We start from the raw sequence: 23,397 nt of genomic DNA, 5'->3' as shown, positions 1-23,397 counted from the left end.
ATATAAATTAAGAATGTATTTTAGATAATTTTATTGATAAACATCAAGGTATCTTCGCCTCCTCCTATCATAATAGCAATGTTTCCTTGCCTATCTCTTTTATTAATTTATAATATAATTACAGTATGTGAAATTATATTACATGAACTTTAAAAGTGAAGTGAAAATAACCGTCACTTCGCTTTTTGAATTTATAATCCGTATTTAAATTACTCAATTCTATATATACTTCCACATTATTTGCTTTTATTTAATTGGTTTCTCCGTTTTTAAAACTAGTGAACTTAATGCAGGAACTTTAATTTTATTATCATGGACAACGTAAAGTGTTTTACTACCTGCCTGTTTTCCGTCTACTAGTACTTTCCACGGACCTTTCGATGGAAGTGTTATGTCAACGGCTTCCCTATTTGCATTGTGAGTCACCATAAAGTATTCATTTTTATTCCCATTTCCCTTTATTGAATAAGCCACAACATTTTTGGGAGTATCCATAAAAGCTATATGTTTTTTTATTTGTTCTGCAGATGTCATTCGAAAAGCTGAGTACTTTTTGCGTAAATCTATTAAGCCCTTCATATATTCTACCTCATTATTAAATGCTGCACGGCGCAACCAGTCCATTTGGTTAATTGAATCAGGAGATTTGTAACTGTTATGATCACCATATTTCGTACGCATAAACTCTTGTCCTGCATGTAAGAATGGGATACCTTGTGATGTTAATAAAATCGAAGAAGACAATTTGTGCATTTGTTTTCGCACTTCTTCACTATCACTCGAATTAGTCAACTCAAGTTTGTCCCATAATGTATGATTATCATGTGCTTCCACATAAGTTAGCACCTGCTCCGGATCTTTATACGTAGACGAATTTATATCGTAGTCAATGCCTGCCGTAATCCCTTTTTTAATACGGTCTTCCATGTTTTCCTTTCCATTTACAAATCCATTTTCCTTTTCCTCAAATACACTACCTTTTAATCCATCACGTATATTATCGTTAAAATGAGCAATCCCTTTCATTTTCACTGCATTTTTTTGATTTGCTTTCAATTCAGCTGCAAGAGGTGTATTTAAATCCCAACCTTCTCCATGCAGTATAATAGAAGGGTCAATTTGATTGACAGCTTTACGTATTTCATTCATCGTTTCATAATCATGAATACCCATTAAATCAAAACGGAATCCGTCTAAATTGTATTCTTTTGCCCAATATGTGACGGAGTCAACCATAAATTTCCTCATCATTTTCCGTTCTGAAGCTGTATCATTTCCTACTCCAGTTCCATTTGCAAATGTTCCGTCTTCATTGTAACGATAATAATAACCTGGAACTAACTTATGAAAATTAGATTCAGCAGCATTATACATATGGTTATATACTACATCCATCACAACACGAAGATTATTATCATGCAGTGTTTGAATCATTTGCTTTAATTCGGTTATTCGAACAGTTGGTTCATATGGATTTGTAGAATAGGATCCCTCTGGAACGTTGAAGTTTTTCGGGTCATATCCCCAGTTATATTGTGGTTCGTTTAAATTCTCTTCATTTACTGAAGCATAATCAAATATCGGTAAAAGCTGTACGTGCGTAACACCAAGATCTTTCATATGATCAAGTCCTGTTTTCACATCTTTAGGCCCTCTTGTTCCTTTTTCAGTTACACCTAAATATTTTCCTTTATGTTTTATACCACTTTCGGGCTGAATAGAAAGATCACGTACATGCAATTCATAAATGATTGCATCTTCCGGATTTTTAAATTTTGGCTTTTTGTTCTTTTTCCATTTTTCAGGAGTTGTTTCTTCTAAATCAACAACTGCACCTTTATCTCCATTTACAGAAGCAGCACGCACATACGGATCAACTGCTTCTGTCCACCTATCACCAATTTTCACCTTATACGTATAAAAGAGACCTTTTTGGTTCCCTGTAAGTTCTGCTTTCCAAGTGCCTTTTTCACTTTGTTGCATGTTTATTTCAGTACCTATTTTATCGTTCCATTTTTTATATGTAACTAACTTCGCTTCACTCGCAGTAGGAGCCCATACACGGAACTTTGTATGTTGTGGTGTATATATATTACCTAAATCGTTACCACCATAATAAAATGAATGATCAAACTCCGCACTACGAATGACTTTACCGATTTCGGTATACGTATCAGCTACGTTTTCGATTTTAACTTTGTATGTCTGTTTTAAATCAATTTTCTGTTCCGTAATTATTTTCACCTTATTTGTAATATCTCCACCATTTTTATCAAAAGGATTAATTTCCTTAATTTTAATGCCCTCAATTTCAATTTTCTGTTCCTTACTATTAAACGGAACATTAGTCGTTACAGTGATTTCATTAAAACTATCAATAGTTGCTTTTTGAATTGATAGATCCGAAGAAGGCTTAGAAGTATATACTTTATCATCACCCGAAAGAATCCACACTTCAGCACGACCGTCCTTTATATTTTCAATCCAACGATCGCCACCATCTTTTTCCCACTCATTTGTACGAATAATAAATCCTACACGATTATAGTCATCATCTATATTAATCTTAGCGTACTTTCCAAATTCATCTTCACCAGTAAATTCATATGATTTACCATTCGCATTTTCTCCCCATAACCAAAGGTTCCAATCCTTTGTATTTCCAGACTGTTCTTTGTAATGAATGATAACTTCAGTTGTTTTCGAATTTGAAACTGCCTTTACACTTTGAAAAGAGAAAACAGATGATAACATAACGATTATAGTAAGTAATAAAACTGATTTGTTAATTAATCTTTTTATCATTTGCACCACATACACCCTTTCTTTAAATAGTACGTACAATTTATTATGCTCGTACTAAATTACACTACTTAAATTAATCTAGAACTCTCTTTTACTTCACCCCCATATTGGCTATTTTCACATATGTATTTCAATGATCTTTTAATACGAAAACGTTTGCATTAATGTTTAAAAAAATAGGTTTATTTATGTCTTCATATATTTGTAAATACTAAAAGATCAAGGAAATCATTTTAAAGCAATCGTTTGTTATCGCTTTCATTTTATAGCACTTTCTATTAAGAGGTCAATATATTATTAATTTTCTGTTTTTATACACTTTAAACCTTATATATGTTTCGTAACTTCATAAAGATAGACAACCTAATTATTGCTTATTAATTGTATTTTCAATCATACATTGCTGTATAAAAAAACAGCTACTATCTTTAAAATGACAGTAGCTGTTTTTCATAATGTAATAATATATGAATGAAAACTATATTTCTAACTTACTTAATTTTTGCTGCATCAAATGCCTTTTGAACCGCTTGAACTTCAGCAGTATTTGCTCCATATTTATTCGTTGCCACTCGAATACATGCTGATCTCAACTCTTTGAAATTAGAAGTCATGTTTAACTCATCTGTATTTGCATAATAGAAGATATCAAACATTTTATCTTCACCAATCCCTTTAACAGTTACACCGTTATGAGTTCCACCTTTTGCAATGAGATACGCAACTTTATTGATAATACTTGAATTAAAATGAACGCCACCTTGATCCCATCCATTAAAATCGTTAAATTCACTGTAATCATCTGGATAAGGTACTCCAAGTGAAGATGGAACAGAAGCCGGGTTTTCCATATCACGGAAAACAGATCCAGTTTGTTCTCCCATAGTCCAGTTAAAACTTCCATTGTTTACGTATTTCTCAATAGATGTTCCCATAATATCAGATAGCGCCTCATTAATCGCACCAGATTCACCGTAATATTCAAGATTAGATTCGCTAGAAGTAACTGCATGTGTAAATTCATGGCCAGCTACGTCGTATGCCTTGACGATAGGATCTCCGTATACAAGCATACTTCCATTATTCGCACTTAATGCATTCTGCCAATTTTTCGGATCATTCGTATCTCCAGAATCCCAAGCGTGTACAACTGAAACTACCTTTTGTCCCTTATTATCAAAGCTATTACGCTTGTATTTATCTTTATAAAAATCAAATACTTTTGTTGCTAAGTAATGAGCACTTACTGCTTTTGGATCGTTAAATGTTGTCGAAGTACTAGTTGCTAATGTACCAGGATAATAGCTTTCTTCTTTAGTAATGTCTCTATAATTCACATCATATGTTTCGATTCCTTGCCCTCTTGTATAATCAGCAAGAGCATATTTTCCATTACTTTGTTGAGAGATTCCAAATGTACGTGATATACCTAAATCATCTTTTCCTGTTCCAGTTAATGATGTAAGATTGCTTTTTTTACTTTTCTTTAATGCTCCAACTAGTTTTTCACTTGCTTTTAAGTTAGATTCTTGTACCATATTTTTTAACATATCACCATTTTGTGCATTTACTAAATAAGTTCCGGAAACATATTTTGGTGTTGCAGCTTCAAATGTAACTTGGTATGCATTGCTAGCTTGTCCATTATTTTCATCAACAAAAATAACTTCTTTAACTTCGGGCTCAGAAATAAAATTGATATCGTTCCCGTACTTCGTATAAATATATTGTTTTGCTTCATCTTTTGATAGATTAATAGTTTTTTTCAATTCTTCTTGTTTTAAATTTTGCGCACTATCGCCTGAAATACTTTTAATAACACCGTTATTATCTACGTGTGCAGTTAATTGATGGCCGTATACTTCTTTTCCTTCGTATGTTTGCTGAATACGTACAAGTGTAGTCCCATCATATGAACCACGTTTTTGAAGAACTTTATAATCTACTCCTGTTTCTCCATTGACTTGCTTTGGAGAAAGAGCTTGTTCTGTTTTCTCCTTAAGAGCATCTTTTACTACATTCTCTGGTGCCTTTTGTGACGGTTGTGTAAGTTCACCCGAACGGAACGATTCTTCCTGAATTTGAACTTGAAGTTGATCTGTTTCCTCTGCATAACCTACTCCGTATGGTGCAACAGCCGTTAAAGCTAAACCTGTTGTTAATGCTACCTTAGTTAATGTCTTTTTGTTTTTCATTTTGTTCACCTCGTATAATTTTTGAAATAGAAAGCTTGTACAAAGTATACTTCCTGTTTCTGTCGAAAAAAAGGGAAAATACACAGTTTATGTAACATTATGCAAAATTACATATATGTGGTCGATGATATAAATAAAGAACGACACATATATGTATATTAATTTCAATAAAAAAGAGCTCTTTTAGGCGCTCATCCAATTGGTTAGTTGTTAATTATCTATATTCATTCTAATCAAAGTGCCCTTACATCTAAATAACAACATAAAAACCCACTCTTTACTATTTTAAGAGTAGGTTTAATGCTATTAAAATAAAAATTGTTATAGGACATCTTATAATTTATATTACTTATTTAAACTTATATTTCGGACATGAAGTTGATTTAGGATAAAGATGGATCAAATGAATACTAATGACCTTGATAAACAAGAAAAAGAAAGTGCGTGTTTTGTTTTATGATGTATATAGTATATAAATACTGTAGTGAAGCAGCGCATCTACAATTTAGATTTTTTAATATAATGTTGTTATGTATGTCTATAGCTGCAAAGATGGATTGTAACGTTATGAGATAGCTGAAGTCTCATATGAGTTTCAGGCTTTTTTATTTTGTCAAAAATATCTTTAATTTGTCTCCCATTTAAATATAGTAAAGGACACATCTATTGCATGTTATTAGCTCAAGGTATGTTCTTTTAAAGCATATTATAAATATGCATAGTAAGAAATAAAACCATAATTATTCAAATAAAAAATCCCCCGGATTTGTTTAATGATCCAGGGGATTTTTTATTGTTGATTCTTTATATTTCCATACCGATCACAGACTTTTTTAGGATAATGGTATGTCCAAGTTTAATAGTTCTTTGCACGAGAGCTATCTATTTTATATTTATTTAATTATCCTACTAAGTTTTTTGTAAAATTCACCTTTTCTTTTTACATGATTAAACTGATTTGGATTAATATTAACTTTTTGTGAGAGTGCTACAATCTCTTCTTTTGTAATTGAATCTTTAGTATTTATAGATGCTATATTTATATATTTTCCATCTTCTGTTTTTGGAATTTCTAAAATCCCTTTATTCACAAGATCCACTACAGCCTTGTGCTCTGAAGAATGTGTATTCACCCCAGTAATTTTCCAATTATGCATAACTTTTGGTGTGTATATACCATTCTTTACCTCTTTTAAATATGTAATAGCAAGGTTACGAATGGTGCCACCAGTTTCCCCAAATGCATTCTCTTGTTTAGATGACCATATTTGTTCAAACTTACGCCCCTCTAAAGCTCCACCTTTCGCCTGAAGAGCCTCCATTCTATAAGCATTCATTCCCAGCGTCATAACATCGCTCATTTTAATTGGTTTATTTGTACGAATAGAGCGTAAATTTGTAATTCTACTTCCATAGGGTTTTGTTAAGTCAATTTCGTATTTTACGCCTCCAAAGAAATCGTTCGTACTGTATTTAGAAGCACGACGGGTTTTATCAAAGCTAACTGTTACATCTCCGGCACGAGATGAGTTAAAGTACCCTGCCGCCCATTCCATATAGTCTTTTAAGTCTTTCCCAGTTACCTTATATACTGTAATTTCTCCCAAAACATATTGATAGTTATACGCAATATCTTTCTTCTTAATAGGACCTACATCCAAACGGGCATTATCGTTATCAATTTGATGGGCGACTACATCTGCTTTGCTGTAGTAGAGCATGACTTCATGAAAGAAATCTGATAAAGGTGTCTCTTGAATCTGCACACTTGGAATACCCTTTATTTCATTTTCAGGAACAAGGTTTCTACCCTTTAATTGAGCGACAACAACATTTGCATCTCCTCTCGCATACTCGTGAAAAGGTGTCAGTGTGTCTTCAAGTGTAGGATCAGATACTATTGTTGTTCCATCAGTATTTTTTACAGGTATAGCTGTAGCAGTTTTATCTTTTAAAACCAGCTTTCCATTTTGCTTTGTAAAAGTAAGGTCAATACGTGAGATATGTGTTCCATATTTATCTGGTTCTGTAATAATAACGCCATTTACAACTTCTTTTTTAACAAGTTTATGCATATGAGCTGCAAAAATAGCACTTAGTTCCGGACAAGCATTCGCAATATCTTGAACACCAGTACCAGGGATTCCATTCTCATTTTCTAGTCCCATATGCATAACGCCTACCATTACATCTACTTTACCTTCTAATTCTTTAATTGCCTTTTTTGTCTCTTCTACTGGATTTTTCACAACTAAACCATCCAAATGATCTGTCCCTTTTTCAAAATCACTAATCATTGGTGTATTCATACCAATAATCCCGACTTTAATTCCACCTTTTTCAACAATTGTATATGCAGGAAGAAAACGCTCTCCATTTTCCTTATAAATATTTCCTGCTAGTGTCTTGCCCTTATATTGCTCACTAACTTTTTTCAATGTATCTAATCCAAAGTTAAATTCATGATTTCCAAATGCCCAGGCGTCATATTCCATTGCATTCATCGCTACCATCATTGGCGATTGTGGCTGATCATTGAATAACTCTACTGAATTTCCTTGAATTGTATCCCCAGCATCTACTAATATGGTATTGGGATTTTCTTGACGCACCTTCTTTATAACCGTATAAAGCTGCGTTAAACTTCCACTCGTATTTGCACCATCAAGCGCATAATCCCAAGGCATAAATCTACCATGAATATCGGCAGTACCTAACAGTGTAATATTAACATCAGATTCCTCAGCTTTTGAGATAGATGGTTTGACTGTTACTGCTGTTCCAAGAAGTATAAAAATAACAAAATAACATAAATAGTTCTTCCATTTCATTTTTTGCATAATAACAATATTTCTCCCCTTTTTGTACTTTCATAAAGTTGCTTGAACTTTAAAAATGTAACTTATTATTCGGAAAACTTCAACTGCAAAAGAAAATTTTGGAGGTGGTTCTGCTGTGAAAATATAGAGAATAAAATGCATATACCCCCTAGCAGAATAGTATTTACTTCTTCCTCCAACGTGTGAAGAGCGCTAAACCAACGGTAGATGTATATGTACTGTCAAAATTATGGACATATAACTCATTTCCGGAAATCATTATAACTTAAAGATATAGTGTGTAATGCTGATTACATTTTCGGATTTCATTGCTAATTTATTTCCTTCTAAATGAAAATGCTGAGATCACTTCCAAAAATAATAACCCCGTTCTTCATTTAAGACGGGGTTCCACTTATAGAGCAATTCGGATTCAGTTTTTTTTCGAATATTCGTTTCCTATTCAAGAGTAAGATCTGCTAGTTTCGTATTTTCTTCTGCTTATCAGGACTTATATTTTATCACTCGAACCCTTGATGCTTTCCTAAATCGCTCAATAAATAGATAATAATTTTTACTTTTCAACTTCACAAAGCAATTTTACCTCTTTGATTTGTTCTATATGACGTTGTTCATGCAAATAGATTAATTCTATCCACTGATCAAGAAGTAATTCTCCAAGAGCTGGATGCATCACTGATTTTTTTGCCAATTTAGATTCATCTTCTATTGTACTCAGAAAACGCATCAATGCTTTTCTAGAGTCGTTTAACAAATCAACCATTTGCAGCACTTCAAATGGTTCTATACTTGGTTCAATCATTTCTGGTGCTATAAATTTTATTGATCTATCTAATACAATAGTATGAATTTCTTTACGCTCATTTTGGAAACTATCCATCTTTTTTAATCCTGACGAAATAACCGTTATAACTCTCTCATCTAATAAAACTAAGTGATGACAAACTTGTGCTATACTCCATTTATCCTTATCTGGTTTTCTATTAAATTGAGTATCACTTAACAAAGTAATTTCCTCAAATAATTGATTTCTCGTTTCATAAAACTTGTCCTTTACAAATGTATTCATGTGAATTCTCCTTTCATTAGAACCTATATACTTAGATTCCTGCGTTAGAAATATTCTCTATAGAAGAAAGATTTTCCTTCACTACTTTTTCTCTAATTCACGACTAAATATATGAGTTTTCTCAACATCCTTGAAGGTTTCCTTGAGGTTATCATGTGCTGCAGCTACACCATAATACTTTCCACCGAATCCTTTCAATACAACTACATAAAACGTTCCTAATTATCAATCTAGCATTAAATAAATGTAAAAAATGCCCCTATTCATTCATTTTTCATGCGTATGTATGTACATTTGTTAATTTATTCGATATATTATGTGTATTGAATGATTACGAAAAGCTTATTGGTCGCTAAAAAACACCTTATATTTTTATATCCGAGAAAACTACAAAGTGTATAAAATTCCATTTGTCAAATGAATTTAATGCGGAAGGAGGTTTGTGGTTACTTCATCGGGATATAACCATCAGTTTTGAACTGATAAAAATATAGGAGGCGACATAATGTTTCGTACGATTTCAAATTTCATGAGAGTAGCTGAGATAAGAAACAAAATTCTTTTTACACTAGCGATGCTAATTGTTTTTCGAATTGGCACGTTTATTCCAGTTCCTCATACTAACGCAGAGGTATTAAAAGTACAAGATCAAGCTAACGTTTTAGGTATGCTAAACGTATTTGGCGGAGGAGCACTGCAACACTTCTCAATCTTTGCTGTAGGTATTACACCATATATTACAGCTTCCATCATAGTACAATTACTACAAATGGACGTTATACCTAAATTTTCGGAATGGGCAAAGCAAGGAGAAATGGGCCGAAAGAAATCAGCTCAATTCACTCGATACTTTACAATCATTCTCGCATTCATACAAGCCATTGGGATGTCTTATGGTTTTAATAATATAGCAGGTGGACAATTAATTACAGATCAAAGCTGGACTACATACTTATTTATTGCGACAGTTTTAACTGCAGGTACTGCATTTTTACTTTGGTTAGGTGAACAAATTACCGCTAATGGCGTTGGTAACGGTATTTCGATGATTATCTTCGCAGGACTTGTTGCGGCGATTCCAAATGTTGCGAATCAAATTTATTTGCAACAATTTCAAAATGCAGGCGATCAATTATTCATGCACATCATAAAGATGGTCTTAATTGGTCTCGTAATTTTAGCGATAGTTGTTGGTGTTATTTACATTCAACAAGCTGTGCGTAAAATACCGATTCAATATGCAAAAGCTGTTTCAGGAAACAATCAATATCAAGGAGCAAAAAACACTCATTTACCTCTTAAAGTAAATAGTGCTGGTGTAATTCCAGTTATCTTTGCTTCCGCATTTTTAATGACGCCGCGTACAATTGCGCAGCTCTTCCCTGATTCAAGCGTATCGCAATGGTTAGTTGCAAATCTTGATTTCGCACATCCACTTGGAATGACGCTTTATGTCGGTCTGATCGTTGCTTTCACATACTTCTACGCATTTATTCAAGTAAACCCTGAACAAATGGCTGAGAATTTGAAAAAACAAAATGGCTATGTGCCTGGTATTCGTCCTGGTAAATCAACAGAACAATATGTAACGAAAATTTTATACCGTTTAACATTTATCGGTGCAATTTTCTTAGGTGCCATTTCAATTTTACCGCTCGTATTCACAAAAATTGCTACATTACCACCTTCTGCACAAATTGGTGGTACAAGCTTACTTATCATCGTCGGTGTAGCACTTGAAACAATGAAGACGTTAGAAAGTCAGCTTGTGAAACGTCATTATAAAGGGTTTATAAAAAAAGTAAATTAAGTAAAAAACACAGTTGGTTATTTTTCCAACTGTGTTTTTGATTCTACTACCTCTAATTTTCCCACTAATGTATCAATCACTTTTTCTAAGTTCACAATTTTTTCATCTAATGCTTGGATGCGTTTTTCGCTATCCTCTACATTATTATATTTTAACTCATCATTGGAAGATTTGAACTGCTCCCATAATTCAAAAATAGTATTTTCAGTAGGTGATTTTGATTTTTCACCACTACTGGTTGCATCTTTATTTGATTCTAATTCAAATTGAAGTTCATATGTATTTCCAGTTAACTCTTTAGCTATTTCCGCAATTAAATCTTTATAAGACTTTTCAACCCATCCTTGTTGGAATTCGTTTTCAAAATAAATGATTAATGAATTTTCATTTATTCTGGCTGTCGTTTCTTTAACCCATGTTTCATATGAAGGTCTTGAAATTATTAATTGCATTTTACCTTTTATTTCATTCCAAATTGTATTGGGTTCTTCTTGTCCGGAAGTGAGTGGATTATTTTGCATATGATGAATATGTGTGATAGGAGTGGTTTTTGATTCTATTTCGAACCAAATTTGATATTCTTCATTAGTAAGTTTCTGTACGGTACTTGAAATTATATTTTTATACTCACCTTCAAGAAAATCACGATGAAACGCATCCTCACAAAAGATTATTAATGTATTATCTTCTATAGTAGCATTTGTATTTCTAACCCAGGTTATAAATGTTTTCTCTGCTAATTTTGGCCTTAACGCTTTCTTTACTTCATCCCAGCTATTTAGCCTTTCTTTTGGAACATCTTTCAACTTTGATGGTTCGTCATTACATAGATCAAACTGAATTTCAAACGTCGTATTAAACATTTCTCTTAATGTATGAAATACTAATTCTTTGTAGTGAGATTCTAACCAGTCACGAGCAAATTCATTTGGACAATAAATTGTTAATATATCATCCTCTAAATAAACAGTAGTATTAGTAAACCAAGTTTCATATGATGGTTTTGAAATTTGCGGTCGAATTTTTTCCTTTACTTCAGTCCAATTCATTTTCATAATAACTCCCCTCTTTTTATAGTTCTCTTTCATATAGCTTAATAATATTACGCCTTTCCAATAAATAAAGTCAATCCGTATCATGAATAAAATTCAAGCAGCCCTGTTATATACAGGGCTGCTTCTTTATACAACTACATTTCCTTCTCAAATAATTTCCCTTGTTTGAAATAGCTCCGGAGTGTGGATCGATTAGCTAAAAATACACCAACCAAAATAAAACAAGCACCTATTCCCATTGTAGGGTTTAAAGGTTCTCCTAATATGATATATCCTACAATAATAGCAATTAACGGTGATACATATAACCACGTTGACGGGAATACAGGATTTGTTTTTGATAAGAGCCAATAATATAATCCGTGCCCACCAATTGATCCGATAAAGATAAGATATAAAATAGGCCACTGTACACTCCATGAAGCTAATACAGATACATTCGGTTGTTCTACTATGACGGATGCGATTAGTAATAATACCCCTCCGTAAAACATTTGAATACCATTAATGAGAAATGGTGATACACTTTGTAAATCCGAAAGTATTTCTTTTGAGCGAATAGAGCCTATTCCGTAAAATAACTCTCCTATTATTAAAACAAAACAAGCGATACTCCATATGAGACTTACTTCTTGGTGCGTTCCTGGTAAAGAAACAAAAACAACACCTATTAGTGCGATAATTAAAGCAAAAAGTTGCTCTTTTTGTAATTTTTCCTTATTTCTCTTTGCCTGTAATAATAAAATCATCATCGGCCCCGTAGCAGAAAGTACAGCAGCTAATCCTGAAGAAATATATTGTTCCGCCCAGTACAATGTAGCAAATGTCATAAACGTTAAGCAAAAACCAGCATATATAATACGTTTTGAAAATACATGTGGCATAATTTCCTTTCGCTTTAACTTAAATATAATCATCAGAATGACGCCTGCTAAAAAGAAACGAATTCCTGCTGAAAATAATGGGGGCGCTCCTGCTTCAATTCCGATTTTTATCGTTAAAAATGTTGTTCCGAAAATAATACATACTAAAATATAATTGAAAATGACCATTTTTCTTCCTCCTTTTTACTCTTAACATGAGTATAGAAGGTATGGTGTATAACAGTGTATCTATGTATATAACAGTTACTTAAAATTGTAGTTGATTCTCTTTATATTTTTCGCTTTAATAAAATAAAAACGAAAAAGGTGAAACCATGAAGATTGTCCTTCGTAAAGAATCCAACATACCGTATTACCAACAAATATATATGCAAATCGTTGAAAGAGTACAAAGTGGCATGCTTGCGCATGGTGATCTCCTTCCATCTTTACGCTCTATGGCCGAAGATTTGCAGATTAGCCTATTAACTGTTCGTAAAGCATACAAGCAATTAGAAAAGAAAGAATATATACGCATTGAGCAAGGAAAAGGTGCTTATATACATAAACATGTAAAGAAAGATTTCAAACCAATTCCGTACAAATGGCAACAAACGAAAACGATTAATGTTATGCGATCTCAATATGCAATGAATCAGCACCGAAAATATTACGATTTTTCACAAGCGATTTTGTATCCTCGTTTATTGCCAAATCCATTCTTAGCAGACGAAATGCATAAAATACTTCATAAAGACCAGATGATCCTAGCAACTTATGGGCCAGTACAGGGTGATTATGAACTGCGAGTTGAAATAGCAAATTACTTAAGTGAACACCAGAATTTAGTGACCGATCCATCTAAATTATTAATTACAAGCGGAGCACAACAAGGAATTGATTTAATTGCTCAAACATTATTAAAACCTGGTGATATTGTATTAGTGGAAAGTCCTTGTTACAGTGCTGCGCTTGATATTTTCATCAATAAAGGTGCTAAAATTATACCAGTTTCTCTTGATAATCATGGAGTTCGCTCCGACTTAATCGATGATATTTGTCAAAGTAAAAATCCCGTATTATTGTATACGAATCCAACTTTCCAGAACCCGACAGGTACAGTAATGAGTAATGAACGGCGAATGGAACTTATAGAACTAGCAGAGCTATATGAGTTTTTTATAATTGAAGATGATTCTTTCGGAGAAATATATTTTGAGGGTGCTACTATTTCCTCTCCTATCAAAAATTTTGATACGAATGGTCATGTAATATATATAAAAGGATTTAGTAAAACGTTAGCACCAGGATTGCGTATCGCATCTCTTATTGCCGATGGGCCTATTTTTGAATGGTTATATGCTGTAAAAGGTTCAATGGATATCGGTAGTCCTTTATTAACGCAAAAAGCACTCCTTCCTTTTTTACGTGCAGAACGTATGAAAAATCATTTAGAAAAATTACGTACGGCTTTACAAATTAGACGTGATATAACTATTGATATGTTATCACCACTTAAAGAATTACGATTTGAAATACCAAATGGTGGCTTTAATTTATGGATTACACTTCCTGATTCGATAGATCCCTTTACCTTATTACAAAAAGCAAATGAAGTAGATGTCTCTTTTTTACCAGGAACAGCTTGTCTATTAAATACAGATATAAGTAATAACCAATTACGGATTAGCTACTCAATGTTAAATGAAAAAGATATGTTGATTGGTTTAGAGAAATTACATGATACAATACGAAACTGTATATTATAGAAATAACATTACATATCCAATAAGAAATACTATCCAAAATGAAAATGTGACTTTTTGGATAGTATTTTCTTCTGCGTTTTTTGTAGTTCAACTTCACTTTCTCTACAAACCACTATTTTCATTATCCTCCGACTTTCATTACAATTTTACCTCTAATATGTTGACCTTCACTCAAAATATGAGCTTCTCTAACCCCCTCTTCATTAAACGGCACAACTTTACTTATAATTGGTTTTATTTTTCCGTGTACAATTAATTTTGATAATGCTTCTAATTGCTTTCCGTTTGGTTTTAGCCATAAAAACCCTGATTTTATCCCTTTTACTTTTTGAATTGGCTCATGAACAATCGAAACTAACACACCACCAGATTTTATAATTTGAAAGCTTTTTTCTTGTACTTCGCCACCTATTGTATCTAATACAATATCGAAATCTGATAGTAACTCTTCAAATTTATCTTTTTTATAATCAATAACGAGATCTGCTCCTAAAGACTTTAAAAACTCTTCATTCTTACTACTTGCAGTTGTCGCAACAAAAGCTCCAAATGATTTTGCGATTTGGATTGCCAAACTTCCAACTCCACCAGCTCCAGCATGAATGAGTACTCGGTCATGTTCTTTTATTTTTGCGTAATCTACAAGACTTTGCCACGCTGTAAGTCCTGCAAGAGGAATAGAAGCTGCCTCTTCGAAACTTAGATTAGTAGGCATATAAGATACTAAATCCGATTTTACTGTAATGAATTCAGCATAAGAGCCCTTCCCTATATTTTCAGGTTTCGTAAATACTTTATCTCCTACTTTGAAGCACTCTACCTCTTCCCCAACTTCTTCAATAACCCCAGCTACATCCAACCCTAAAATAATTGGAAATGAAAATCGCAACTGTTCTTGTAAGTCTCCTTTTCTTATTTTCCAATCAACAGGATTAACAGATGTCGCGAGAATACGTATCAATACCTCGTTACCTTTAACAATTGGTTTTATAACTTCTCTTTCTTTTAATTCTTCAACATTACCATATTGATCTATAACAATTGCTTTCATTTCCATTCCTCCTTGCTATTTATTTTAATAACATACAAATATTTCTCAAAATTTTTTGCCTTGAATTATCATAAACTTATTTTTGGGGGTAATTACGTAAGAAGCGTTATGAATTCCGTAAAAAAACGTACACTCACCTTAGAATCACTCAAAACTGTATTTTCAATTACATTCAAAAGAAATGGGGAGAACTCTATGACTGAAAAGATATTTAAAATAAACGGGATTGATATATGTACAGAAAGCTTTGGGAACCCTAAAAACCCAGCTATTTTATTAATTATGGGTGCTACGTGTTCAATGGTTTATTGGGATGAAGAGTTTTGTGAACAGTTAGCTAACACGGGGAAATTTGTTATTCGTTTTGATAACCGTGATGTAGGATGCTCTGTTACATATGAGCCTGGAACTTCCAATTATACAGTTACAGATATGGCTGAAGATGCAATTGGGGTCCTCGATGCTTATCATATTGATAAAGCACATCTATTCGGTATGTCATTAGGTGGAATGATCGCTCAAATTGCTGCTGTAAAACATCCCGAAAGAATTTTAACGTTAACATTACTGGCTACAAGTGTGATAGGCTCTGACGATAACACGCGCGATTTACCTCCGATGAACGAAAGAATTTTAACACATCACGCAAATGGCACGCATTTAGATTGGACAAATAAAAATGTTGTAGCAAAATATTTAGTTTCCGGATCTCGCCTATTATGTGGGTCCAAACGAACATTTGATGAAAAAAGAGTCTATAATCAAGTAAAACAAGAAATAGAACGCGCAAACAATCTATTAAGTATGTTTAATCACGCTTTACTTCAAGGTGATGATGCTTATGAAGGTGTGCTTCACTCCATACAAGCACCTACATTAGTTATTCACGGAACAGACGATACTGCACTCCCTTTTGAACATGGTCTCGCACTTATTGATGAAATTCCTAACTCAGTCCTACTAACCCTTGAAGGCGCAGGACATGAAAATCATCCTGATGACTGGGGAGACATCATTCATGCAGTTATTGAACATACATCTAAAATATAGATAAATAACGAATAGAAGGGGCACACCATAATTTGTGCCCCTTCTATTCGTTACATGTAAAAAAGCCCATCACTGTATCCGTATGTATAGTGATGGGCAATACTTATTTTTTCTATGTTTAAAAAAACGGACAATCTAATTGATCAACAGATTCCCATGATTTTTTTTTTATATTATCGGTGGATTTATTAGCTTCTAGTGGCACATTTTTAAAGGGATTTACTTCGACCTTTAATAAAGATGATGGCTCCACGTATAATGAGAAAACATGGCTACTTGGTATAGCTTTTGACACATCAATATCTCCTACTTGTTTAAAGAGTTGCTGCGCTGCAAAGAAAAAGAAATTGGTTGGGTTTGATTGTTTATTCAGCCATGCAATCATTTCAGGTGATACTGATTTATGAATATTGATTTTTACTCGATCACCACGTTTATATCGCCTAGATCGCATACTTCCACCAACTAACTTATCGTTAAGTTTGTAAATCCTAACTCTTTTTGCTTATGCTCTCTATATTTTGGCGAACAAGTGTAGACTAATAATCCACGTGCATTTGTAAATAATGGATTATCTACAAAGATTACATTTGTTAGTCGTCCTTTTTGTTTTAAAATCATTTTTAAACTGTTTTTAATAATTACTGCGCCCCCGCCATAAATAAATACGTATGGATCGTCTTTCATGTCATCAATTTTGTTTATGATATCTGTTGCGACACGCGCTGCTAAACCTAATAATGCTGGTTGTGATTCTTCAACTAGTAACGCATTTCTTGGGTGCTTTTCATTTAAATAAATTTGGTTAAACTCTGTAATACTATCAATCGTCTTTGTTGGATACTTCCGATTCCATCTTGTAATAATTTGTAGTAACGTTTCTTTCACACCGTATGATAAGCCCTTACTTAGTTGTGGTCTAAAGTTCACACCTAGTGAAACTACTTCTTCTGTCGTCCCTGCGCCAATATCAAAAGACAATAAAGTTTTATCAACAAAATCAATTTCTGAAACTTGATTTTGTTCACATTCTATTTTATGTTTCACTACATTTCCTTCTTCATCATATACAATGCCCCACGTACCAGAAGCGCCCTCAGGTAGGCATTTACAATATTCGATTGAAATATTAATTGTCACATCACGTCCGTTAGGATAATGGAACACAACCTTATGATTGCCCATATAACGTTTCGCATTTTCCGCAGCTATTTCTTGTGTAATAAGCTGCATAGGAAGAGCAACAGATAAATCATAACGAATATTAATATGACTAGAAGTTGGACTTTGACGCATAGCACTTACTGCTAAACCAGATAGAATTGTAATAACCATTAACTCATCAGTTGACTTATTTGATTTCTTCTCAACCTCAGTGCCTTTTAATTGATCTTGAATGACTTTTTCCCCAACGATATACCGCACGTTATTTAACATTAGCGATGGAGAACTAATGGTCACGTCAATGTGATTTTCTAATTCAGATAATGAAACATCACTCTCATCTAACAATCCTGTAGGCTCTCCTATATATAAAGAATATATACTCGGAATAAAAATAGGGTCTTGCCCTTTCACCATTAACTTCAAACCGTTATTTCCTGCATCAGCACCAGCTTTTAATAGAATAGACATAACTACCCCCTAAATTAATCTGACATCCCTTCCAAATATATGCGAGCCCATTCTTTTACATTCAAATGTAATGTAATTTTTTATTAATCATAAAAACAAAATATCATGTTCTTGCACCATTTATGTAAAAAGTATTTGACATAAAACTTTTCCAATTTTATACTATGGATGTAAAGAGTTTTTTACAACTATGGAGGTGTTATTTCTAATATGAATCGCAAAAATTTCATTTTACTAACAATCGTTTTATCGTTACTTGGAGTACTTATACATGGAGTCTATAAATACATCTCTGAAGGTGCGATTTTAGGTGGAACAATCTTCGCAAGTGCAATAATAATTAGCTACCTCATCAATCATATTACGTGGGGAGATCCAAACGGAGTATCAGAAGAAAGCAAAGATGAAATGGGACAACAAATTAAATATAAAAGTTTTAAAATTGCTTATTTTGTACTTATATGTCTTATGTTTTTTGTTTTACTATTATCAGAAGGATTTGCATTCCTATTACTCGATGAAATAAAGAATCTTCCTCTTTTTATCGCACTTTGTTCTTCGTTCTTTATTTATCCTATCGTTGAACTTATAGTCGCAAAACAATATAAATAAAAAGATGAGATTTTGTAAAGTGATAATAATGTTATTTAATTTTGATTTAAAAATATAAATAATAAATTTGTTTAAATCTTGTTCAACTAAAGCTCCCATTAGTTAAAGTGTAATTCTTCAAAAATTATTGAGATTCTTCTAGAAAATTAAAATCACCATCAATAAGATCCTGTAAATACTTATCAAAGCTGTTTGCAATCACTTCATATTCATCAGGGTCGTGTAAAAAACGAATGATTTGACCACATACCCCTTCGTCAGAAGGATTAAAATCAATATACAGCTTTGATGTTCCACCGTTGTTCATACAATCTGAAAAGTGAATATACGTGCCAGGGAGAAGTCCTTCTGGATTTATTTTAGAGTCAACAGCATCCTCTTCATCTTGGTATTCTAAAAGATAGGAGACGTCTTCTCCTTCTTTTGAACTTTCGATCATCTCCTGTGTAGAAAGTAAATAATATGGATACTCTTCAACATCTGAACCTAAAATACATACCCCAACTTTGTTTTCTCCATATTTCCGCCAATATGTACCATCGATATTTTCAAGTAAGGAGATTAATGATTCTGGACAATTCGGATATTTCAACCTTAATATATCAATATCCTCTTTTGTAGCACCGCACGCTTTATTTAGTGCTTCGAGATCATCTGTTGATAATGCTGCTCTCAAGCCGTTTAAAAATTTGTTTACCAAATCCATTATTTTATCCTCCCAATAATCAAATATAAATTTTTTAGTCTATATACCTAACATAAATAAGATTTGGCCTTTAACTGTTTTCACATCTAATTTAATTAGTACCATTACGCTCTAGCTCTTCTCGATTAAAGTATTGTTCTAGTAACTCTTTACCTGTTTTGATTGTAGTATAGTACTCTCCACCATACAGTTTCCCTTCTGATGGATTGTGAAAATCTTCGTATTTCTTGAAGTCTTCATTTTCTTCAAATGATTTCTTTGCAAGGTCCATGTCTGTTGTTTCAATTGCACCAAATACCCTACCTATATCATAAACGTCCTCTTCATCAAAACTCTCTTCTAAAAGATAGTGTTTATCTTCTTCTATAGACGTTATCTTACCTTTTGTAAGTGAGTATAGGTGCTTCGTTTCTTCTACTTGTACCATGATAAAAATCCAACCAACTCTTACAACCGTACATGGTGCTAAACCCTCTAATGTAAGTGCAACTACCTTTTGGTCTTTCACAAATTTCCCCATCTTACCTACCCCTTAATTCGTTTATTTTATACTATAACCATAGTTTCTTAAACATTTATCTGCTCTAAGTGAATCTCATCTTTTAATATTTACATTCCTTCAACTATCGCTTTTAATTTATTCACAGTCCGCCAATTTCTTACTGTAGCTGGTGTATGTAACTTCTGAAACTGGTTCATTAATTTAGAATTTCGAATGCTATTTTTGAAAAATAAATAAACAACTTTTTCATAAATATAGCAATCTTCAGTCTCATTTTTTTGCATAAGCAGCTGAGCTTTTTCTTTTTCAGAAAGTTCGTTTGCTAAGAAAGCAACATGTATACTTTCACCTTCTAGCAATGAATCGGCTTCATAGGGGCATCTTTTTATCATATTTATAAATTCCTCATGTGTTCTTAACATGACTGGAACATCAAAACCAAAAACGTTTTTAATTTCCGATTGTATTCGTTTATTTAAAAAATCAACATCATTTTCAGATTCGAACACGATATTACCGCTTTGAATATATGTTTTTACTTGTTTTAACTCTATTGATTCAAACATTTGTTTTAAATCCGCCATTTTGATTACCTTATGCCCGCCTACATTGATTCCTCTTAGTAATGTAATATAAATTGTCATATCAATCCTCCCCATTTAAATGAGCCGAACAATTGAGTTGATTTTCACTCTTATATTTCTCGGATATTTGTTTTAATTCCTCTAACATATCATGTATAGATAATACCTCAAACAAAATGATAGATTCGCTTGAAAAGTGATGATGATATTGATTTGGTTTACAATGTCCTAAATCATTTTTATAATCCCAAAATTTTTTGTCTAATTCATCAATCAGTTTAAAATGTTCTTCATCTATTTCATTACAATTATTTCTTAATATAGAAATTACAGAATGAACCGTTCGCTGTAATATCTCTTTTTTATTTTGTGACCAGTCCCATGTTTCAATTGGTGCTCGAGCTAAATTATCTATATGGTAAATAATTTGCTGCAATATATGGAGTTGCTTCTGCATGGCTAAAAAGCTTCTCATTTCATTCTTTGTATGTCGATGATATTTCCAATCTTTTTGCTCATATTGAACAAATTGTAACGCTTTATGTAATGATAAATTCAAATTAGATAGATTATAAGTTGTCTCTTTCGTTATAACTTTCCCTTCAATTAATGTATTAAGCCATTCCTCCATAATATTTGCAGTTTTAACAAATAGCTCCTCTGTACATCCCGAAATGGTTTCAAGGTAGTGTGGTGGCAAAATGAAAAAATTCACTAAAGTAGATACTATAATACCAGTAGATGTAGTAGCTAATCGAATTAAAAATGCAGTGAAATAATGATCTGCCGTAATAGGGATCATTGCAACAGCAGTTAATGTTGCGACTAACGTTCCCGCATGTAACTTTAGTTTTTGACATGTAACGATTGTAAACATCGCTGCTAACGCATAAGAAAGAGCCTGATGACCTAGGGAAAATGTGAAAGTCATTGCATACGCCGATCCAATTGTTGAAGCTGGAAAACGAATTAGCCCTTTTTTTATAGAATCCGTTGCAGTTGGCTCAATCGTTACAATAGCCGTGATGACAGCAAAAATAGTGGGTATATTGAAACATTCACAAACTAGAACTGTAAGAAAAACTGCTATTCCGGTTTTTATCACCCTTCCTCCAACAATATTCCATTTTCTAACTTGATTCATTTTGTATTTCCTTCATTTCTATTTCATTTATATATATAATCTACATTATATATCGTACTAAATAAAAAAACTTACTACTTTGTTATGCAAGAGTAAGTTTTTCTTCTCGTTATTTCATGATAGGTAAATGCATTATAATTTGTTGACCAATTGGTCCCATTCTTCTAAAGCCTTTATCTTGGAAGCCGACTTTTTCATATAAATTTTGTGCAGGAATATTTTTTTCATTCACAGCAAGTACAACCTCATTTTTTATCGGGAAATAACGTTTTACAAACTCTTGTAATAATGCCAATGATTTTTTAGCATATCCTTTTCTTTGTCTATTGTGATTTATAGAAAACGAAGTTAAAAGTAAAGCATCTTGATTGTCTGTGAACTCCTGTACTCTATCCCCTGTTTGCAATGCGAAAAGACCAACAGGTACCCCATTGTAATCTAAAATAACAATCACATTTTTTGTTCGATCACTTTTTGCTTTCTCCAATAATTCACCTGGATCTGATGTGAATTGAACTTGTTCACTTGGTAAAGTAAATGTTTGTATAACTTCTTTATACTTCTCCTTATACGGAACTAATTGAATTTCCCCTGTATGTATGTTCATGCTAAACTCTCCCATTTTTCAACTTATTAACTTAAACCTTGCTGCGCTTTTGAATGCACTTTTCCATCTAAAAAGGTAATTTCAACTAATGAAGTTGGATCGCTTCCCTTCCATGAAAAAATTTGTTTAATTTGTGTAGAATCTTCTACACCTTCTTCTATAAGTAAATTACCATCAAAACCAATTACATCTTTCACTTCAATATAAGTCATTCCTTCATTTATATTCGAGAAATGTTTTATATTGATAGACTCTTTCTTCTCACTTTCCAACACAGTAGAAGAAGTCGCTGTTTGTTTTTTTACTTCTTTCTTCTGTTCACACGCTGTCATACTGAAACCTAAGCATAAACTACATACTATTAATGCGCTTTTTTTCATCATAACAGTTGTCCCTCCCACCATAATTAAACCATATATTCCCTTAAAAATAAACTGAATATTAAATATTATATTGAAAAACCCCCGTACAATTAAGTACGGGGTTAACTTTATTTATTCAAATGATTATTTGATTGGTCATTCTGTTCTTTTCTTAGTTCTTGTTCTTCATCTTTTGGTAATTGTTTATCATTATCTTTAATTGGATTCGTTTCTCGATTTTCAATCATGTCATTTGGAACTTGTGGCATTACTCGGCCAACAATTGCTGCTAACTCATCAAGTATACCTTCACCTGTTTTTCCTTTTTTAATTTGCTTTCCAATTTGTTTGAGTCGTTCATACGTATCAACATCCGCTACAACGACTGCATTAGCACCATCCGGATCGTTTTTTAAACTTTCTGCTACAGAGTATTTAATGGACTCCACGCGAGTTCGATCGAGTTTCGCTTTTACATCAATACCTACAATAGCATATTTCCCCACAACTACCGCTGTTGCATCATTCACACCTGGCACACTTGCGGCTAAAGATGCTAAATGGTCCGCCGCTTTTTCATTTGGCTTATTTGGTTTGTTTGTATAATTAACATTTTTCGTCGAAACATTTTTTTGCTCTGGTTTTTCGTTTGGATTGTCCTTTTTTCCAATACTACATCCTGTTATAAAAAAGCAAAGCATCAACATATATATTAAGATCTTCATTATTCTCACCACT

20 protein-coding genes are annotated in these 23,397 nt (G+C 32.9%); 4 read left to right on the top strand and 16 right to left on the bottom strand.

Annotation, left to right across the window (positions count from 1 at the left end; translation table 11 throughout):
- Positions 1-246 precede the first annotated feature (246 nt).
- The 4 genes from pulA to RBB48_RS18395 form a co-directional block, all read right to left on the bottom strand.
- Entirely contained in the window at positions 247-2,811 is a 2,565-nt protein-coding gene (pulA, locus tag RBB48_RS18410) for a type I pullulanase (RefSeq protein ID WP_306007958.1), read from the bottom strand.
- A 485-nt stretch (positions 2,812-3,296) separates the two neighbouring features.
- Complete coding sequence (locus tag RBB48_RS18405; protein ID WP_087984479.1) at positions 3,297-5,000, bottom strand: M4 family metallopeptidase; 1,704 nt, start codon at positions 4,998-5,000, stop codon at positions 3,297-3,299.
- Positions 5,001-5,893: 893 nt separating this feature from the next.
- Positions 5,894-7,840 (bottom strand): bifunctional metallophosphatase/5'-nucleotidase, encoded by a 1,947-nt coding sequence (locus RBB48_RS18400; RefSeq protein ID WP_306007957.1) that lies wholly within the window; start codon positions 7,838-7,840, stop codon positions 5,894-5,896.
- Between the two features lie 553 nt (positions 7,841-8,393).
- Positions 8,394-8,909, bottom strand: a complete 516-nt coding sequence (locus tag RBB48_RS18395; protein WP_098089966.1) for a DinB family protein — start codon at positions 8,907-8,909, stop codon at positions 8,394-8,396.
- Between the two features lie 505 nt (positions 8,910-9,414).
- On the opposite strand from RBB48_RS18395, the gene secY reads away from it, so the two are divergent.
- Positions 9,415-10,719 carry a preprotein translocase subunit SecY gene (secY, locus tag RBB48_RS18390; RefSeq protein WP_048547274.1) on the top strand — a complete coding sequence of 435 codons (1,305 nt, stop codon included), beginning with the start codon at positions 9,415-9,417 and terminating at the stop codon, positions 10,717-10,719.
- Positions 10,720-10,736: 17 nt separating this feature from the next.
- Here secY and RBB48_RS18385 read toward each other — a convergent pair whose 3' ends face one another.
- Entirely contained in the window at positions 10,737-11,774 is a 1,038-nt protein-coding gene (locus tag RBB48_RS18385) for a DnaA N-terminal domain-containing protein (RefSeq protein ID WP_306007956.1), read from the bottom strand.
- Between the two features lie 134 nt (positions 11,775-11,908).
- Positions 11,909-12,826, bottom strand: a complete 918-nt coding sequence (locus tag RBB48_RS18380; protein WP_060486758.1) for a DMT family transporter — start codon at positions 12,824-12,826, stop codon at positions 11,909-11,911.
- Between the two features lie 146 nt (positions 12,827-12,972).
- Here RBB48_RS18380 and pdxR point away from each other — a divergent pair, with 146 nt between their 5' ends.
- Positions 12,973-14,406, top strand: coding sequence for a MocR-like pyridoxine biosynthesis transcription factor PdxR (gene pdxR / locus RBB48_RS18375; RefSeq protein WP_087983905.1), 1,434 nt, complete (start codon positions 12,973-12,975; stop codon positions 14,404-14,406).
- A gap of 121 nt (positions 14,407-14,527) precedes the next feature.
- Here pdxR and RBB48_RS18370 read toward each other — a convergent pair whose 3' ends face one another.
- Positions 14,528-15,457, bottom strand: coding sequence for an NADP-dependent oxidoreductase (locus RBB48_RS18370; protein WP_048547280.1), 930 nt, complete (start codon positions 15,455-15,457; stop codon positions 14,528-14,530).
- A 195-nt stretch (positions 15,458-15,652) separates the two neighbouring features.
- Here RBB48_RS18370 and mleBCA point away from each other — a divergent pair, with 195 nt between their 5' ends.
- A complete protein-coding gene (mleBCA, locus tag RBB48_RS18365) occupies positions 15,653-16,507 on the top strand; it encodes a BCA family alpha/beta fold macrolide esterase (RefSeq protein ID WP_306007955.1) in 855 nt (284 codons plus the stop codon).
- Positions 16,508-16,625: 118 nt separating this feature from the next.
- Here mleBCA and RBB48_RS18360 read toward each other — a convergent pair whose 3' ends face one another.
- Positions 16,626-16,961: a hypothetical protein gene (locus tag RBB48_RS18360; RefSeq protein ID WP_001257747.1), complete on the bottom strand. Its 336-nt coding sequence runs from the start codon at positions 16,959-16,961 to the stop codon at positions 16,626-16,628.
- 11 nt (positions 16,962-16,972) lie between these two features.
- Positions 16,973-18,142: a ParM/StbA family protein gene (locus RBB48_RS18355; RefSeq protein ID WP_000025617.1), complete on the bottom strand. Its 1,170-nt coding sequence runs from the start codon at positions 18,140-18,142 to the stop codon at positions 16,973-16,975.
- A gap of 210 nt (positions 18,143-18,352) precedes the next feature.
- On the opposite strand from RBB48_RS18355, the gene RBB48_RS18350 reads away from it, so the two are divergent.
- Complete coding sequence (locus RBB48_RS18350) at positions 18,353-18,754, top strand: hypothetical protein (protein ID WP_088608801.1); 402 nt, start codon at positions 18,353-18,355, stop codon at positions 18,752-18,754.
- 124 nt (positions 18,755-18,878) lie between these two features.
- On the opposite strand, the gene RBB48_RS18345 is transcribed toward RBB48_RS18350, so the two are convergent.
- The 7 genes from RBB48_RS18345 to RBB48_RS18315 all read right to left on the bottom strand — a co-directional run bounded on the left by RBB48_RS18345 (position 18,879) and on the right by RBB48_RS18315 (position 23,384).
- A complete protein-coding gene (locus tag RBB48_RS18345; protein ID WP_088608802.1) occupies positions 18,879-19,460 on the bottom strand; it encodes an SMI1/KNR4 family protein in 582 nt (193 codons plus the stop codon).
- A 91-nt stretch (positions 19,461-19,551) separates the two neighbouring features.
- Complete coding sequence (locus RBB48_RS18340; protein WP_088608803.1) at positions 19,552-19,980, bottom strand: hypothetical protein; 429 nt, start codon at positions 19,978-19,980, stop codon at positions 19,552-19,554.
- An 89-nt stretch (positions 19,981-20,069) separates the two neighbouring features.
- Positions 20,070-20,606, bottom strand: a complete 537-nt coding sequence (locus tag RBB48_RS18335; protein WP_088608804.1) for a DUF1697 domain-containing protein — start codon at positions 20,604-20,606, stop codon at positions 20,070-20,072.
- 1 nt (position 20,607) lies between these two features.
- A complete protein-coding gene (locus tag RBB48_RS18330) occupies positions 20,608-21,690 on the bottom strand; it encodes an aromatic acid exporter family protein (RefSeq protein ID WP_088608805.1) in 1,083 nt (360 codons plus the stop codon).
- A gap of 109 nt (positions 21,691-21,799) precedes the next feature.
- Positions 21,800-22,297, bottom strand: coding sequence for a GNAT family N-acetyltransferase (locus RBB48_RS18325; protein WP_088608806.1), 498 nt, complete (start codon positions 22,295-22,297; stop codon positions 21,800-21,802).
- Between the two features lie 26 nt (positions 22,298-22,323).
- A complete protein-coding gene (locus RBB48_RS18320; RefSeq protein ID WP_088608807.1) occupies positions 22,324-22,680 on the bottom strand; it encodes a hypothetical protein in 357 nt (118 codons plus the stop codon).
- 107 nt (positions 22,681-22,787) lie between these two features.
- Entirely contained in the window at positions 22,788-23,384 is a 597-nt protein-coding gene (locus RBB48_RS18315) for a YhcN/YlaJ family sporulation lipoprotein (protein WP_048547299.1), read from the bottom strand.
- Positions 23,385-23,397 lie beyond the last annotated feature (13 nt).

This window comes from Bacillus sp. MMSF_3353, from assembly GCF_030733445.1.
GTDB classification, from domain to species: Bacteria; Bacillota; Bacilli; order Bacillales; family Bacillaceae_G; genus Bacillus_A; species Bacillus_A wiedmannii.
This window is presented reverse-complemented; position numbering and strand designations above follow the sequence as displayed.